This is a genomic window from Streptomyces sp. NPDC034103 (genome assembly GCF_055575395.1).
Window position 1 is genome coordinate 81,465 of sequence record NZ_JBVISS010000013.1, and the last position, 16,096, is coordinate 97,560.

The 16,096-nt window shown below is 72.8% G+C and carries 13 protein-coding genes; 2 read left to right on the forward strand and 11 right to left on the reverse strand.

The genetic code is table 11. The features are described from left to right. Positions 1-73: 73 nt before the first annotated feature. The 8 genes from ACZ56U_RS28385 to rpe form a co-directional block, all read right to left on the reverse strand. On the reverse strand, positions 74-1,276 hold the full coding sequence (locus ACZ56U_RS28385) for an MFS transporter (protein WP_469086810.1): 1,203 nt from the start codon (positions 1,274-1,276) through the stop codon (positions 74-76). 190 nt (positions 1,277-1,466) lie between these two features. Beyond that, positions 1,467-1,919, reverse strand: a complete 453-nt coding sequence (locus ACZ56U_RS28390; RefSeq protein ID WP_469086811.1) for an Lrp/AsnC family transcriptional regulator — start codon at positions 1,917-1,919, stop codon at positions 1,467-1,469. Positions 1,920-1,961: 42 nt separating this feature from the next. Continuing rightward, entirely contained in the window at positions 1,962-3,446 is a 1,485-nt protein-coding gene (locus ACZ56U_RS28395) for an amino acid permease (RefSeq protein ID WP_469086812.1), read from the reverse strand. Positions 3,447-3,856: 410 nt separating this feature from the next. Then, positions 3,857-5,299 (reverse strand): GuaB1 family IMP dehydrogenase-related protein, encoded by a 1,443-nt coding sequence (locus ACZ56U_RS28400; protein ID WP_469086813.1) that lies wholly within the window; start codon positions 5,297-5,299, stop codon positions 3,857-3,859. A gap of 131 nt (positions 5,300-5,430) precedes the next feature. Continuing rightward, positions 5,431-5,733, reverse strand: a complete 303-nt coding sequence (locus ACZ56U_RS28405) for a barstar family protein (protein WP_469086814.1) — start codon at positions 5,731-5,733, stop codon at positions 5,431-5,433. Further along, a complete protein-coding gene (locus ACZ56U_RS28410; RefSeq protein WP_469086815.1) occupies positions 5,730-6,101 on the reverse strand; it encodes a guanyl-specific ribonuclease in 372 nt (123 codons plus the stop codon). The genes ACZ56U_RS28405 and ACZ56U_RS28410 overlap by 4 nt, the downstream gene beginning before the upstream one ends. A 40-nt stretch (positions 6,102-6,141) precedes the next feature. Then, positions 6,142-7,185 (reverse strand): sugar-binding transcriptional regulator, encoded by a 1,044-nt coding sequence (locus tag ACZ56U_RS28415; protein WP_469086816.1) that lies wholly within the window; start codon positions 7,183-7,185, stop codon positions 6,142-6,144. Between the two features lie 79 nt (positions 7,186-7,264). Then, positions 7,265-7,951, reverse strand: coding sequence for a ribulose-phosphate 3-epimerase (gene rpe / locus ACZ56U_RS28420; RefSeq protein WP_469086817.1), 687 nt, complete (start codon positions 7,949-7,951; stop codon positions 7,265-7,267). Between the two features lie 136 nt (positions 7,952-8,087). On the opposite strand from rpe, the gene ACZ56U_RS28425 reads away from it, so the two are divergent. After that, positions 8,088-10,229 carry an MMPL family transporter gene (locus tag ACZ56U_RS28425; protein WP_469086818.1) on the forward strand — a complete coding sequence of 714 codons (2,142 nt, stop codon included), beginning with the start codon at positions 8,088-8,090 and terminating at the stop codon, positions 10,227-10,229. Positions 10,230-10,311: 82 nt separating this feature from the next. On the opposite strand, the gene ACZ56U_RS28430 is transcribed toward ACZ56U_RS28425, so the two are convergent. Both ACZ56U_RS28430 and fmt read right to left on the reverse strand, forming a co-directional pair. After that, the gene (locus ACZ56U_RS28430; protein WP_469086819.1) at positions 10,312-11,739 is read right to left on the reverse strand and encodes an RsmB/NOP family class I SAM-dependent RNA methyltransferase; all 1,428 of its coding nucleotides are present in this window, start codon (positions 11,737-11,739) and stop codon (positions 10,312-10,314) included. Positions 11,740-11,839: 100 nt separating this feature from the next. Further along, positions 11,840-12,772: a methionyl-tRNA formyltransferase gene (fmt, locus tag ACZ56U_RS28435; RefSeq protein ID WP_469086820.1), complete on the reverse strand. Its 933-nt coding sequence runs from the start codon at positions 12,770-12,772 to the stop codon at positions 11,840-11,842. Positions 12,773-13,195: 423 nt separating this feature from the next. Between fmt and ACZ56U_RS28440 the strand changes: the two genes are divergently transcribed. Beyond that, positions 13,196-13,738 (forward strand): hypothetical protein, encoded by a 543-nt coding sequence (locus ACZ56U_RS28440; protein ID WP_469086821.1) that lies wholly within the window; start codon positions 13,196-13,198, stop codon positions 13,736-13,738. 144 nt (positions 13,739-13,882) lie between these two features. Here the strand turns inward: ACZ56U_RS28440 and ACZ56U_RS28445 are convergent, their stop codons facing one another. Next, positions 13,883-16,036, reverse strand: a complete 2,154-nt coding sequence (locus ACZ56U_RS28445; protein ID WP_469086822.1) for a primosomal protein N' — start codon at positions 16,034-16,036, stop codon at positions 13,883-13,885. Between the last annotated feature and the right edge of the window lie 60 nt (positions 16,037-16,096).

Sequence of the window (16,096 nt, forward strand, 5' to 3'; positions counted from 1 at the left end):
CTGGGTCCCAAGGACCTGCCGAAGTGCGTGAGTTCGGCCCCGTTCGAGAAGGTCGGGCAGGGCACGGGTGACTTCACGGTCGTGCCGTGGCAGCCCGACCTCTGGCCGACGCCAGCACCAGCGCCGTCACCAGATAGGGCACCGCGAGCACCACGAACACGGTGCTGTGGGCCGCGACCGTGCCGAGCAGGGCGTACGCGCCGAACGTGGCGACCGTGACCAGCTCGGTGCCCAGGCTCGCGAGGGAGGTGAGGGTGGCGCGGCGGGCGTCGTCGATGCGGTGCTGGAGGCGGACGTCGGCGAGCACCTCGGCCAGCTGGAACCCGCCGAAGGCGAGGCCGACGAGCGCGATCCCGGCCGGTGTCCGGACCGCCGCGCCGACCGCCAGGGCCCCCGCGGAGGCCGCGAGCAGCCAGGCCGTACCGGTCGCGCCCAGGCGTTCGGCCGGTCCGGTCAGCAGGCTCGCGGCCGTGACGAGCGTCCACACGAGCAGGATCAGACCGGGCACCGAGGCCTCCGCCACCCCGGTGTCCCGGACCAGGAGCGGGGTGTACTCGTCCAGCGCGCCCCACACCGCGGCGACGGCCGGGATCAGCAGCAGAGCCCCTCGTACGGAACGGTCTCCGCGCGCCTCGGCGAGTCCGGCCCGCAGGGTCGCCGCCCAGCCGTCGCCCCCGTCCTCCGGCCGCGTCCGGTGTTCCGGAAGGCGGGTCGCCACCACCGTGGCCAGCAGACAGGCCAGCACACTGCCCGCGCCCACGGCCGCGTAGCCGCCGAGCGCGAACACCGGCCCGGCGAGGCCGATCGCCGCCATGGTGGCCGCCAGCCGTGCCGCCCGCACACGTCCCATCACGCGCGCGTACCGGTCGGCGGCCCCGAGCCGGTCCAGTTCGTCGTAGGCCAGCGCCTCCAGCGAGCCGGAGCACAGCGCGCCGCCGACGCCCCACAGGACGAAACCGAGCGCGAAGGCCCCGTACGACGGGAGAAGCACCCACAGGGTGAACCCGGCCGCGTTGAACAGCGGGCCGACCCACAGCAGCAGCCGTCGGGAGACCGCGTCGGCGAGGGCGCCGGAGGGGACCTCCAGCACGACGGCCGTGATCGACCACAGGGCGAACAGGGAGGAGATCTGCCAGAGCGACATGCCGGTGTCCGCGAACAGCAGCGCGTACACCGGGTAGAGCAGGACGAAGTCGTCGAGGAACGTGTAGCCGTACAGCGTGGCCGTCAGCCGGCGGACGCCGGTCGTGGGCACGCGTGCGGGTGAGAGTGTCATGAGGCCTTCCCGGAAGGACGGTTCGGACGTCGTCGGTACGGCGTCCGAGGCGGTCCTCGGGAGGCACGGCTGGTGGATCAATGTCGCCAGGTCATGGCATCGATGGTAGACAGTCCCGGCCCCGCTGCCCAGCGAAAAAACGGCCCGGGCCAGGTCCCCGGGCGGGGACGCCCTCTACGGGATCTACGGATCAGGCGGGCGATCCCGAGGAGAACCTCCGCAGCAGCGGGGACAGCACCAGCACCGACTTGGTGCGCTCCACGAAGGGCTCGCCCGCGATCCGCTCCAGGACCCGCTCGAAGTGCCGCATGTCGGAGGCGAAGACCTGCACGACCGCGTCCGCGTCCCCGGTGACGGTGGACGCGGCCACGACCTCCTGGTACCGCTCCAGCCCCCGCCGGATGGTGTCCGGCGAGGTGTTGTGCCGGCAGTAGATCTCGACGAACCCCTCGGTCTCCCAGCCGAGGGCCGACGGGTCGACCCGGACCGTGAAGCCGGTGATGGCCCCGGTGGCGCGCAGCCGGTCCACGCGCCGCTTCACGGCGGGCGCGGAGAGGCCGACGATCTGCCCGATGTCCGCGTAGGAGCGGCGGGCGTCCTCGGCGAGGGCGTGGACGATGCGTTCGTCGAGATCGTTGAGCACGGTGGGTGGATCAGCTCTCAGGTGTTGCGAGACGGGAGCGTCTCAGTCGGTGCGGGACGGGAGCGCCTCAGGCGTTGCCAGACGGGAACGGCGATGGCCGTACACGAAGTAGAACACGAGCCCGACCGCCATCCAGACCCCGAAGACCACCCAGGTGACGGCGGACAGGCTGCCCATCATCCAGACGCAGAAGCCGAGCCCCAGCGCGGGCAGCACCGGCGACAGCGGCACCCGGAAGGTGCGGGGCATGTCGGGTCGGGTCCGGCGCAGCACCACGACCGCGATGTTGACCAGACCGAAGGCGAAGAGGGTGCCGATGCTGGTGGCGTCCGCGAGCTGCCCCAGCGGGATCGCGGCGGCCAGGACCCCGCAGAACAGGGAGACGATGACCGTGTTGACGCGGGGCGTGCCGGTCTTCTGGTGCACCCGCGAGAACGCCTTGGGCACGAGCCCGTCCCGGGACATCGCGAAGAGGATGCGGGTCTGGCCGTAGAGCACGGTCAGGACGACGCTCGCGATGGCGATGACCGCGCAGAACGCCAGCAGGGTGCCCCAGAAGGCCTGTCCGGTCACGTCGCGCATGATCTGGGCGAGCGCGGCCTCGGAGTCCCCGAACCGCTGCCAGGGCTTGGCGCCGACCGCGACGGCCGCGACGAGGACGTACAGCGCCGTCACGATGACCAGCGACAGCATGATCGCGCGCGGCAGGTCGCGCTGGGCGTTCTTCGCCTCCTCACCGGCGGTGGAGGCGGCGTCGAAGCCGATGTAGGAGAAGAACAGCGTGGCGCCGGCCGCGCTCACACCCGCCATGCCGAGCGGCATGAAGTTGTCGTAGTTGCCGGAGCGGAAGCCCTGGACGCCGATGGCGCAGAACAGCACCAGCGCGGCGATCTTCACGATGACCATGACGGTGTTGGCCCGCGCGGACTCCCGGGCACCGCCCAACAGGAAGGCCATGGCGAGCAGGACGACGATCAGCGCCGGGAGGTTGAAGACACCGCCGTCGCCGGGCGGTGCGGACAGGGCGTCCGGGATGGTGACGCCGAGGGTCCCGTCGAGGAGTTCGTTGAGGTACTCGCCCCAGCCGACGGCGACGGCGGCGACCGAGACGCCGTACTCCAGGATCAGACACCAGCCGCAGACCCAGGCGACCAGCTCACCCATCGTTGCGTACGCATACGAGTACGAGGACCCCGAGACCGGGATCGTGCCGGCCAGCTCGGCGTAGGACAGGGCCGAGAACAGCGCCGTCAGACCCGCGATCACGAAGGACAGGGTGACCGCCGGCCCGGCCTTGGGCACGGCCTCCCCGAGCACCACGAAGATGCCGGTGCCGAGCGTGGCACCGATGCTGATCATGGTCAGCTGCCAGAGTCCGAGGGACCGGCGCAGACTGCCGCCCTCACCCTGGCCACCCTCGGCCACCAGGCGTTCCACGGGCTTGCGCCGCATCAGACGGGCGCCGAACCCGGGGGACGACGATCCGGTCCCGGTGCGCTGTTGCGGGGGTGCGCCTTGGTCGAGCACGCGCTGACTCCTTCGTCACTGCCTGATGGCGGCGGGGGCCGGCGGCGCACCTGCGCGAGGCAGGAACCCACCGAGCGGGGTCCCCGCCACGCTACGTACAGCGCATGACCCTACGAGCCAGGGCATCGCGGTCGTAATGCAGCAACCTTGCGCGTATCCGCAAGTTCGTTGCGTTCGTGGCGAGGGGACGGGTGTTCGTTGCACAAGGGCTTTCGGAGTGTTGCGCCGGGCCTGGTCAGGGCAGGTTCCATGGCCGATCCGGCCGCTCGACGGCCTGGATCGGCTCGGTCCCGGTGCCGCGCGGCGGGCCCTCCGGGCGACGACGGAAACCCGACGACAGGGCCAAGGGCGCGGCAGCGCGCACGGCCCCCGGCTCTTCGACGGGGGCCGCGTCCGACGGAGGCGGTGCCTCAGCTCCAGCTGGCGTGCAGCGCCTTGCCCTCGGCGTAGCCGGCGGCGCTCTGGATGCCGACGACGGCCTTCTCGGCGAACTCCTCCAGAGAGCCCGCACCGGCGTAGGTGCAGGAGGAGCGGACGCCCGCGATGATCGAGTCGATCAGGTCCTCGACGCCCGGCCGGGTCGGGTCGAGGAACATCCGGGAGGTGGAGATGCCCTCCTCGAACAGCGCCTTGCGGGCCCGGTCGTACGCCGACTCCTCCGAGGTGCGGTTGCGCACCGCACGCGCGGACGCCATGCCGAAGGACTCCTTGTACAGGCGTCCGCTCGCGTCCTGCTGGAGGTCGCCCGGCGACTCGTAGGTGCCCGCGAACCAGGAGCCGATCATCACGTTGGACGCGCCCGCGGCCAGCGCCATGGCGACATCGCGCGGGTGCCGGACACCGCCGTCGGCCCACACGTGCTTGCCGTACTTCTTGGCCTCGGCCGCGCACTCCAGGACCGCCGAGAACTGCGGCCGGCCCACACCGGTCATCATGCGGGTGGTGCACATGGCACCGGGGCCCACGCCGACCTTGATGATGTCCGCGCCGGCCTCGATGAGGTCCCGCACACCCTCGGCGGCCACGATGTTGCCGGCCACGATCGGCACCTGCGGGTCGAGCGCGCGGACCACCTTGATCGCGCTGATCATCGACTCCTGGTGGCCGTGCGCCGTGTCGATGACGAGCGTGTCCACGCCCGCGTCGAGCAGCTGCTTGGCCTTGCCGGCCACGTCACCGTTGATGCCGACGGCGGCGGCGATCCGCAGCTTGCCGTGCGCGTCCACGGCGGGCGTGTACAGCGTGGCGCGCAGGGCCCCCTTGCGGGTGAGGATGCCGGCGAGGGTGCCGTCACGGCCGACGGCGGGCGCGTAGCGGCGGTTGGCCGCGTCGAGCCGGTTGAACGCCTCGCGCGGGTCGATGTCGGCGTCCAGGAGCAGCAGGTCGCGCGACATGACGACCTCCAGCTGCGTGAAGCGGTCGACGCCGGTCAGGTCCGCGTCGGTGACGACACCGACGGGCCGGCCGTCCCCGTCGACGACCACACCGGCGTTGTGCGCCCGCTTGGGCAGCAGCGCGAGGGCGTCGGCGACGGTCTGGTGCGGGGCCAGCACGATCGGGGTGTCCAGGACGTGATGGCGGCTCTTGACCCAGGTCACGACCTCGGTGACGACCTCGATCGGGATGTCCTGCGGGATGACCACCAGGCCACCGCGGCGGGCCATCGTCTCGGCCATCCGGCGCCCGGCGATGGCGGTCATGTTGGCGACGACCAGCGGGATCGTGGTGCCCGTGCCGTCCGGGGAGCTGAGGTCCACACCCTGACGCGAACCGACCGCGCTGCGGCGCGGGACCATGAAGACGTCGTCGTACGTCAGGTCGTACGGGGGCTGGATGTCATTGAGGAAACGCACGTGCTGCACATCCCAGTCGTTCAGAGGTGGCCCCCGGACAGGTCAGCCAGGGGGAAGAGCACGTACTTCATTGTCCCATGTCGAGCGGAATGCCATGCCCGGGCAGATCGTCCAGGCAGGTCAGAGGGCCCTTAGGACGATCCTCCAAGGGCGAGCGCGACCGTGAGCGCGGACGCCCCGGCGAACACCTCGCACGCGGTCTCCCACTCGTCCGGCCGCGCCTCGGCGTACGTCCGCCAGTTCCGTACGACGACCAGCGGCTCCCGCTCGGTGGCGCCCCTCGGCCACAGGCCGGGGTCGGACAGGACGTCGGCCAGCGCGTCCCAGTTGCGGCCGAACCAGTCCGGCAGGCCCAGGTCCCGCGCGCAGCGGTCCATCAGCCCCGGCTTGTCCGAGACACCCGCGAGATCCACCTCGACCACGCTCTGTGTCATCTCAGTACCGCCCTGAACGAGTCGTAGTGGTCGTCGGTGTAGTAGATCTCCCCGCCCTCCCCCGTGACGATGCGCCGGGCCCCGCGGTCGTGCGAGCCCGGGGTGGGGACGGTGTACTCGTGGTAGTAACCGCGCTGGTGCGCGGGCAGCAGCCGCTCGAGGTTCCCGAAGACGCTGCCGTCCTTGCGGTACGGGAACGGACCGCCCGCGTCGATGAGTCGGAGCGTCTCGCGGGCCTGGGCGGGCAGCCGGGCCTCCTGGACGGTGGCCAGGTCGCCGGCCCACGCGGGACGGTCGTCGCCGGTGGCCGAGCACCCGGCCAGCAGCAGTACACACAGAAGCACCCGGGAGACGCACCGCGACAGCATGCGTCCCACGCTGTCACGGCCGCCCCCGCATGACCTTCCGTCAGGGTCCGTCCGGGTCGGACCTGTTCAGCGCCGGCCTCGGCGTCGAGCCCGTCGTCATCAGCACGTCCGCGGCCTGGGTGTCCGTGACCAGGCTGGTGACCAGCCCGGACCGCAGCACCGCGTCGATCGCGGACGCCTTGCGCGCCCCGCCCGCGATCGCGACGACCTCGGGGACACGGCGGAGCTGGTCGGCCTTGACGGTGATGCACCGCTCGCCGAGGTCCCGGCCCACCCGGCGCCCCTCGCCGTCGAAGAGGTGCGCGGACATCTCGGCGGCGACACCGAGCGAGGCGTAGTGCGCGCGCTCCTCGTCGCTGAGCATGTCGTGGACCGTGGAGATGCCCGGCTCCCAGGACCCGATGGAGACACAGGCGACCGTGACCTTGTCGAAGTACTCGAAGGCCCGGGCGATCCCGGTCTGGTTGCGCAGCGCGGCCGCGGTGGCCACGTCCGGCAGCAGCATGGGCGCGTAGATCGGGTGGGCGTCGCCGCCCGAGACCTGAGCGGCCCGGCGTACCGCCTCCACCGAGCCGCGCTCGGCGGTCCCGGCGTCGTAGACCCCCGTCAGCTGCACCACCGTGCACGGGGGCAGCCGGTCGAGGGCCGCCGCCATGTGGATGGTGGACCGACCCCAGGCCAGGCCCAGCACATCGCCCTCGTTGACGAGCTCGCCGAGCAGGTCGGCGGCCGTCTCCCCGAGGTTCTCGGGGTCGGGCGAGTCCTCGGCCTCGGCCGGCGACTCCACCACGACGGCGTGCCTGAGGCCGTACCGGGCGCGCAGCGCGTCCGAGCGCTCGGCGTCCAGCTCGGCCGGCACCCGGATCTCGATGCGTACGAGATCCCGCTCGAGGGCCGTCTCCAGAACCCGGGCCACCTTGAAGCGGCTGACGCCGAACTCCTCGGCGATCTGGATCTTGGACTTGCCCTCGAGGTAGAAGCGGCGGGCCATCGCCGCCGCCTGCACCAGCTCAGCGGGTCCCATCCGCATGGCTGACCGGCCCGCCGACATACCCGACACGGCCATCTCCTCACTGCTGTTCACACTCTGGATTCGCCGTTCATCCTTGCAGATCCGGCGAACTTGATCAGGCCCTGCAGAAAGCCGTTCACGTTCCCGTGGCTCAGTGGCCGCATGCCCAGGACGCCTTGGCGGTGGCCGAGTCCGCCTGGGTGCGTAGTGCGCGTACCGCCTCGGCCGGGTCGGACGCGTTGTAGACGGCGGAGCCCGCGACGAAGACATCGGCACCGGCCTCGGCGCACTGCTCGATGGTGGAGGCCGAGACTCCGCCGTCGACCTGGAGCCAGAGGTCGAGGCCGTGCTTGCTGATCAACTCGCGGGTGCGGCGAATCTTGGGGAGCATGATGTCGAGGAACACCTGTCCCCCGAAGCCCGGCTCGACCGTCATGATCAGCAGCATGTCGAGCTCGGGGAGCAGATCCTCGTACGGTTCGATCGGCGTCGCCGGCCTGAGCGCCATGGCCGCGCGGGCGCCCTTGGCCCGGATCTCCCGGGCGAGCCGGACCGGTGCGGCGGCCGCCTCGACATGGAAGGTGACGGAACCGGCCCCCGCCTCGACGTACTGGGGCGCCCACCGATCGGGGGCCTCGATCATCAGATGGCAGTCCAGCGGAGTGTCCGTCGCGCGGGCCAGAGACTCTACGACCGGCACCCCTAGCGTGAGGTTCGGGACGAAATGGTTGTCCATGACGTCGACGTGGAGCCAGTCGGCTCCCTGCACCGCCTTCGCCTCGTCCGCGAGGCGGGCGAAGTCTGCGGACAGAATGCTGGGGTTGATCTGCGCGGCCATGACCCAAGCCTGCCATGCCCTGGGGGGGTTGGCCGCACGGGTACCGGATGGGTACGGTCATTTGTCCGGTGCGGGCCGTATATGGCTGCTCGCACGGTTGTCCGCACCCTGACGGGGCGTGGTTGCGGGGGTCGGTATGAGTGACAAGCGTGGGGTCGGGCACCTCGTGTGCGGCCGGCGGGCCAAGTGGATCGTGTTGGCGCTGTGGCTGGTGGCGCTGTTCCTGACGGCCCCGTTCGCCCAGAAACTCACCGACGCCCAGGACAACGACGCCGCCTCCTGGCTGCCCGGCTCGGCGGAGTCCACCCAAGTCCTGAAGATCTCCGAGGACTTCAGGCCGGAGCAGATCCCGGCGATCGTCGTCTACGCCCGCGCGGACGGGCTGACCGCCCAGGACCGGGCGGCGATCGCCGAGGACGCCCGGCAGCTGAAGGAACTGCGCGAGCACGGCATCCGCGGCGCGGAGACCCGCGGCCCGGTCTTCGACCGTCCGACGGATCCGCGCGCGGCCCAGATCCTCGTGCCGATCACGATGGACGAGAAGGGCTGGGAGGAGATCGCGCCCGCGGTCGACACCATCCGGAAGGACGTCGGTGAGGGCGGCGACGGACTGGCCGTGCACATCACCGGTCCGGGCGGCACTTCCGCGGACTTCTCCGAGGCCTTCGAGGGCATCGACTCGACGCTGCTGCTGGCCGCGATGGGCGTGGTCGTCGTGATGCTGCTGATCACCTACCGCAGTCCGACGCTCCTGGTGGTCCCGCTGCTCTCGGTCATCGCCGCCCTGTTCACCTCGCAGGCCCTCATCTACCTCCTCGCCGAACACGCGGGCCTCACGGTCAACGGCCAGAGCGCGGGCATCCTCACCGTCCTCGTCTTCGGGGCGGGGACGGACTACGCCCTGCTCCTCGTCGCCCGCTACCGCGAGGAGCTGCACCGCCACGAGGACCGGCACGAGGCGATGGCGCTGGCCCTGCACCGGGCGGGCCCGGCCGTGCTCGCCTCCGGCGCGACCGTCGTGCTGAGCATGCTGGTGCTGCTGGCCGCGGAGATGAACTCGACGAGCGGCCTCGGCCCGGTCGCCGCGATCGGTGTCGCGGTCGCCCTGCTGGCGATGATGACGCTCTTCCCCGCCCTGCTGGTGATCTGCGGCCGCTGGATCTTCTGGCCCGCGATCCCGCGCTTCGGCGACCCCGACCGCATCGAGCGGGGCCTGTGGGCCCGCATGGGCCGCCGCATCGCCCGGCGCCCGCGCATGGTCTGGGGCGCCACCGCGCTGATCCTCGCCGTCTGCTCGCTGGGCCTGATCCAGCTGCGCGCCGAGGGCATCAGCAACGCGGACGCGTTCACCGGTGAACCGGACTCGATCGTCGGCCAGGAGGTCTCCGCACGCTACTTCCCGGCGGGCGCCGGCGACCCGCTGATCGTCATCAGCGACCAGGCACAGGCACGGCAGGTCGGGGAGGCGGTGGCCGCCACGGACGGTGTCGTCCCCGCGTCCCTGGGCCTGCCGCCGGGCACGAAACCGTCCTTCGACGGCAAGGTCCTCTTCGAGGCGACCATGACCGACCCGGCCGACAGCGAGGCGGCGAAGCAGACCGTCGAACGGGTCCGGGACGCGGTCCACGCGATACCCGACGCCGACGCCCAGGTCGGCGGCGGCACGGCCTCCCTGCTCGACATGGACAAGGCGACCACGCACGACAACATCCTGATCATCCCACTGGTGCTGACCGTGGTCCTGCTGATCCTCTGCGCCCTGCTGCGCGCCCTGATCGCGCCACTGCTCCTGATCGGCACGGTGATCCTGTCGTTCGCGGCGGCCCTGGGCATCAGCGCGCTCGCGTTCAGGTACCTGTTCGACTACGCGGGAGAGACGACGGACTTCCCGCTCTTTGTCTTCGTCTTCCTGGTGGCCCTGGGCATCGACTACAACATCTTCCTGACCACCCGCATCCGGGAGGAGGCTGCCCGCCAGGGCACGCGCCCCGGCGTGGTGACCGGCCTCGCCGCGACGGGCGCGGTCATCACCTCCGCGGGCCTGGTCCTGGCCGGCACCTTCGCCGCCCTCGGCACGCTCCCCATGGTCGCCTTCGCCGAGATCGGCTTCGCCGTGGCGCTGGGCGTCCTCCTGGACACGTTCATCGTCCGGTCGGTCCTGGTGACGTCCCTGTTCCTGGACGTGGGCCCGAAGGTGTGGTGGCCGCACAAGCTGGCGCGGGAGGACGGTAAGGCTCCCGCGGCGACCGAGTCGGAAAGGGTGAGCCAAACGCCCTGAGGGGCGCGGGGAACTGCGCGACAAGCCCCAACGGACCCGCACAGGCACGACAACCCGCACCCCTACGGCGCGCAGGCGAACCTCATCCCGTCCGACGGATCAACGCCAGATACATCGCGTCGGTGCCGTGCACGTGCGGCCACAACTGCACATCCGGCCCTTCACCGAGCTCCGGCACCCCCGGCAGCAACGGCCGCGCGTCGATCAACTCCGCCTCGGGCCACTGCTTCAGCACGTCCTCGACGACCGCCCGGGTCTCGGCAAGGTGCGGCGAACAGGTCGCGTACCCCACGACCCCGCCCACCCGCACGGACTCCAGCGCGGTCTTCAACAGCCCCCGCTGCAACGGCGCGAACCCCTCGAGGTCCTCCGGCCGCCGCCGCCACCGCGCCTCGGGCCGCCGCCGCAACGCGCCGAGCCCGGTGCACGGCACATCCATCAGCACCCGGTCGAAGCTGCCCGGCCGCCACGGCGGCTGGGTCCCGTCCGCGGCGATGACCTGGTAGGGCCCCGGGTTCCCGGCCAGCGCCCTGGCCACGAGCCCGGCCCGGTGCGGCTGCTTCTCGGAGGCGAGCAGCGTGGCCCCCCGCTCCGCGGCCAGCGCGGCGAGCAGCGCGGCCTTGCCCCCGGGCCCCGCACACCCGTCGAGCCACTTCTCGTCCGGCCCCTGAAGGGGCGCGTCGGCGAGCGCCAGGGCCACCAACTGGCTGCCCTCGTCCTGGACCCCCGCACGCCCCTCCCGTACGGCCTCGATGGCCCCGGGCTCGCCGCCCTCGGCCAGCCGCACCGCGTACGGCGACCAGCGTCCGGGGACGGCGGCCTCCTCCCGCAGCAGTTCGTCGGTGGTGGCCCGGCCGGGGCGGGCGACCAGGGTCACCTCGGGCCGCTCGTTGTCGGCCTCCAGCAGCCGCTCGATCCCGGCCCGTCCGCCGCCGAGCGAGTCCCACAGCGCGGAGACGACCCAACGCGGGTGGGAGTGCACGACGGCGAGGTGGTCCTCGGGGTCGTCCTCGTAGGGCGGCGCGACCTTGGCGATCCACCCCTCCAGGTCGTCCTGGGCGACCTTGCGCAGCACGGCGTTCACGAACTTGGCCCGCCCGTCACCGAGCACCACGCGCGCGAGCTCGACGGAGGCGGACACGGCCGCGTGCGTGGGGATCCGCGTCCCCAGCAGCTGGTGCACCCCGAGGCTCAGCACATCGAGGACCGGCGGGTCGACCTCCCGCAGCGGCCGGTCGACACAGGCCGAGATGACCGCGTCGTACGTCCCCTGCCATCGCAGCGTCCCGTAGACGAGCTCGGTGGCCAGCGCGGCGTCCCGCCCGTCGAACGCGTCGGGCCCCGCCTTCTCCCGCGCCTTGCGCAGCAGCGGCGGCAGGACGAGGTTGGCGTACGCGTCCCGCTCGTCGACGGCCCGCAGGGCCTCGAAGGCGAGGATGCGGACGGGGTCCTTCTTGGGCCGACGGTAGGGCTTGCCGGACGGGCGGGGCCCACGGGACTGCTCGCTCACGAAAAAGGTGCTCCGGATGTGGTGACGGGATACGCCCCAAGGGTACGTCCCACCCGCGCGCGTGCGCCCCGCCGAGGGGTTCGGCAAGCCCCGGCAGGCGTCAGGCGCCCAGGGTCTCGCCCTCGCCGATCCGCACCCCGCGCGCCCAGTCGGCGGCCCGCATCGGCTTCTTGCCCTGGGCCTGCACCCACAGCAGCTCCACGGCGTACGAGCCGGTGCCGACCTGGACGCTGTTCTTGCCCACGGCCAGCTGCCCGGGCGCGAGGTCGGCGCGGTCCGGCACCGGCTGCACCTGGATGAGCTTGAGCCGCTCCCCGCGGAAGACGGTCCAGGCGCCGGGAGCGGGCGTGCATCCGCGGACGACCCTGTCGACCCGCAGTGCGGGTGTGGCCCAGTCGACCAGGGCGTCCTCGACGGTGATCTTCGGCGCGAGGGTGATGCCCTCGGTGGGCTGCGGTACGGCCTTCAGGGTGCCATCCTCGATCCCGTCCATGGTCGCGGCGAGCAGCCCGGCGCCCGCGAAGGCGAGCCGGGTCAGCAGGTCGCCGCTGGTGTCGGTGTGCCGGATCTCCTCGGTGACGGTGCCGTAGACGGGCCCGGAGTCCAGGCCTTCCTCGATGAGGAACGTGGAGGCGCCGGTGATCTCGTCCCCAGCCATGATGGAGTGCTGCACGGGCGCCGCCCCACGCCAGGCGGGCAGCAGCGAGAAGTGCAGGTTGACCCAGCCGTGGGCGGGCACGTCGAGGGCGACCCGGGGCAGCAGCGCGCCGTAGGCGACGACGGGGCAGCAGTCGGGGGCGATCTCCCGCAGCCGCTCCAGGAACTCCGGGTCCCGCGGCTTCACGGGCTTGAGCACCTCGATGCCCGCCTCCACGGCCCGCTCGGCCACCGGGCTCGCCACGAGCCTGCGCCCGCGCCCGGCCGGCGCGTCGGGCCGCGTGACGACGGCGGCCACCTCGTGCCGCCCGGAGGCGATGAGAGCGTCCAGAGCGGGAACGGCGACCTCGGGGGTACCGGCGAAGACGAGCTTCATAGGTGGGTGCGGGCCTCTCGGGCGGGGGTCGATACGGGCAACGCACAAGTCTATGACCCCGGGTGACCTCGGGAGGGAGACGGCCGCCGGTGAGGACGGCACGGTGGGGAGGACGGGGACGGCAGGGACGGCAGGGACGGCGGGGACGGCGGGGACCGCACTGGAGTGACGGTGAGGACTGCACCGGCACGACGGCGGGGACCGCATCAGGGCGGCGGGTACCGGATCGACGCACCGGTGAGGGCCGAACCGGCGCCCCGGCGAGGGTCGCGGCGCGTACCCTCCGCCGGGGCGCACGCATATGCCGCTGCGCCCCCAATGCGTGACCCGCGGAGCGATCCCGCGTTGGTCAAGAAAGAGTTGACCACAACGGGCCGCAGTCGCGGCCCGATCCTTTTCATCGCCGGTTCGAGAGGCTTGTTCATGGCCGACCACGCAACCCACGACGCCCAGGCTCGGGCCAGCCTGCACTTGCTGGTGCGGGACATCGAGCGGGTCCGCCGGCAGGTGGACGCACTACGCACGCTCACCGCCCAGTTGGGGAACGTCTACCGCCCGCGCCGCTCCGGCCCGTCCACGGGCTTCGTCGTCTACGGCCGCGCCCCCGCGCCGACGGTCCGTCTCGCGCAGGAGCTGCGGGACAGCGTCGAGACCCTCGTGACGGCCGCGGTCGACTTCGACCGCTCGCTCGGCTTCTCGTGGGACGCGGTGGGTTCCGCGCTCGGGGTCACCAAGCAGGCGGTGCACCGCCGTTACGGCGCGCGTCGCGCCGTGACCCAGGCCGCCGCCGAGGCCGAGCGCACCACCGAGACGTCGACCACCCGCACGGTCAACGTCAACACCGGCATCCCCTCGGTACCGACCGTCCCCGCCGCCCGCTCCATGCCGACCCAGCCGACGGCGGGCAGCCCGTCCCTGCGCGAAGAGGTACGTCCCACGGCCTTCCCCGGCCCCCGGAACGGCTGACCCACCCCATCCCTCTGCCCTCCTGGGGACGTCCTGGGAGGGCAGCCGCATGCCGGGACGTTCCTACGGGCAGCCGCGCTGCGGGGCGGCGCGTTGGGCCCCGGACCCGGCCGCCGACGGACCCTCACCGCGGCCCCACACCCCTCACCCGATGTCAGGCGGATCGATCCGCACCCGCACCACCGGCTCCACACCCCCCCGGGCCATCCGCGCAGCCTGCGCCGCCTTCAGCGCGGCAGCCAACGCCGCCCCCTTCCCGGGCGGCACCCGGATCAACGCCCGCTCCCACTGCTCCCCCGGCGGCGGAGCCCCCACCCGTCGCGGCCCCCGCACGGCCGTCACAGGCATCGGCACCGGCCCCAAGACCTCGGCCTCCCCCGGCAGTTCCACCGCCGCCAGAAACGCCGTCACCGCCTCCGCATCCCCCGACACCGCCGCCATCCGGGACACCGGCGGGAACCCCAGCTCGGCCCGCTCGGACAGCTCCCGCACCGCATGCCCCACGGGGTCCCACCGCACCAACGCCTGCACAGGCCGAAGCGTCGGCTCGGCGACGACCACCACGGTCCCGCCCGCCCCCTGGGCACGCACCAGCGCCGCCGCGGCGATCCACCGCCGCAGCGCGTCCTCACCGGCCCGCAGATCGGGCCGCCCTAGCATGGCCCAGCCGTCCAGCAGCAGCGCCGCCGCGTAGCCGCCCTCGGCGACCGGCTCGGCTCCCGGCGTACTCACCACCAGCGCGGGCGCCCCCGGCACGGTGTCCAGCACATGCTCCCGCCCGGACGTGCGCACCGGCACGGCGGGAAAGGCCCGTCCCAGCTCCTCCGCGGTCCGGCGCGCCCCCACGACCTGGGCCCGCAACCGGAACCCCCCGCACTCAGGACAGTGCCAGCCGCTCTCCTCACGCCCGCACCACCCGCACCGCAGGGCCCCCGTTCCCTCCTGCCCCTCCAGTGGCCCGGCGCAGTGCCGACACCGCGCGGGCGCCCGGCAGTTGGCACACGCCATGCGCGGCACATAGCCACGCCGGGGCACCTGCACCAGCACCGGCCCCTGCTTCAACCCGTCCCTGACGGCCTGCCAGGCGAGCGTCGGCAGCCGGGCGGCCCGAGCCGCCTCGTCCCGGGCGAGATCCTGGTCGCCGACGGTCCGTACGAGCGGCGCGGCACCCCGGACCTGCTCGCGGGAGGCGACGATCGGTCGCGCCCACCCGCTCTCGACGAGCTGCGCCGCCTCCACGGTGCAGCTCCAGCTCCCCAGCAGGAAGGCGCACTTGTCCAGGGCGGCCCGCAGCAACAACACCTCACGCGCGTGCGGCTGCGGCGCGTGCGGCTCGCTGTGGCTGTCGTCGCCGTCGTCCCAGATGGCGACGAGCCCGAGGTCCCGCACGGGAGCGAACATGGCGGCTCGAGTGCCCACCACGGCCCGCACGGTCCCCCGCCGCACGGCCAGCCACTCCCGGTAGCGCTTCTCGGGCCCGGCGTCGGCGGTGAGCACGGCATGCCGCCCCTCCCCCAGCAGGGAGGTCAGCGCGGCGTCCACGCGGGCGACGGCCCGCCCGTCCGGCACCACGACGAGCGCCCCGCGCCCGGAGGCCAGCGTGGCGGCGACGGCGCGAGCCAGCTCCTCGCTCCACTCGGGCCCGGGCAACGCGTTCCAGACGGCCCGTGGCGCCCCACCGGAGGCGAGGGCCTCCAGGAACCCGGCCCCCTGCTCGTACCGCCCCCAGGAGCCGGCTTCGGGCACTCCCGGCGGCGGCAACGGCTCGGCCGAGGGGCGCTGCTCGGCCCGTGCACTGCGCGGCGGCACGGCGAGCTGCAACACGTCCGCGAGACTCCCGGCGTACCGATCGGCGACGGCGCGGGCGAGCCCCAGCAGCTCCTGATCGAGCACGGGCTCGGGCGAGACGACCTGGGCGAGCGCGGCCAGCGGCCCGGAGTACTCCGACTCGGCGAGCCGCTCCACGAGGAACCCGTCGATCAGCCCGCCGCCCTCACGCCGCCCTTCGCGCACCCGATGCCGCCCGGCACCGAACCGCACCCGCACCCGCACCCCGGGCTGCGCCTCGGCGTCGAGGTCCTCGGGCACGGCGTAGTCGAAGTACCGGTCAAGATGCAGCACACCCTTGTCGACCAGCACCCGGGCGACCGGCAGCTCCTTGGCCAGCGCGGCCCCCCGCCACGTCCGCGGCTTCGCCCGCGGCACCTTCGCGTTCCGCACGCTCTCCCGAATGAACGCGAGCTGCTCGGGCGGCGCCCCCTCGCCCCCCGCACCCACCTGCTCGTCCTCGCCGCTCACCCTTGCATTCTTACCAAACCCGACTGACAACACCCGACTGACAGCCGGCGCCGCCGGAAC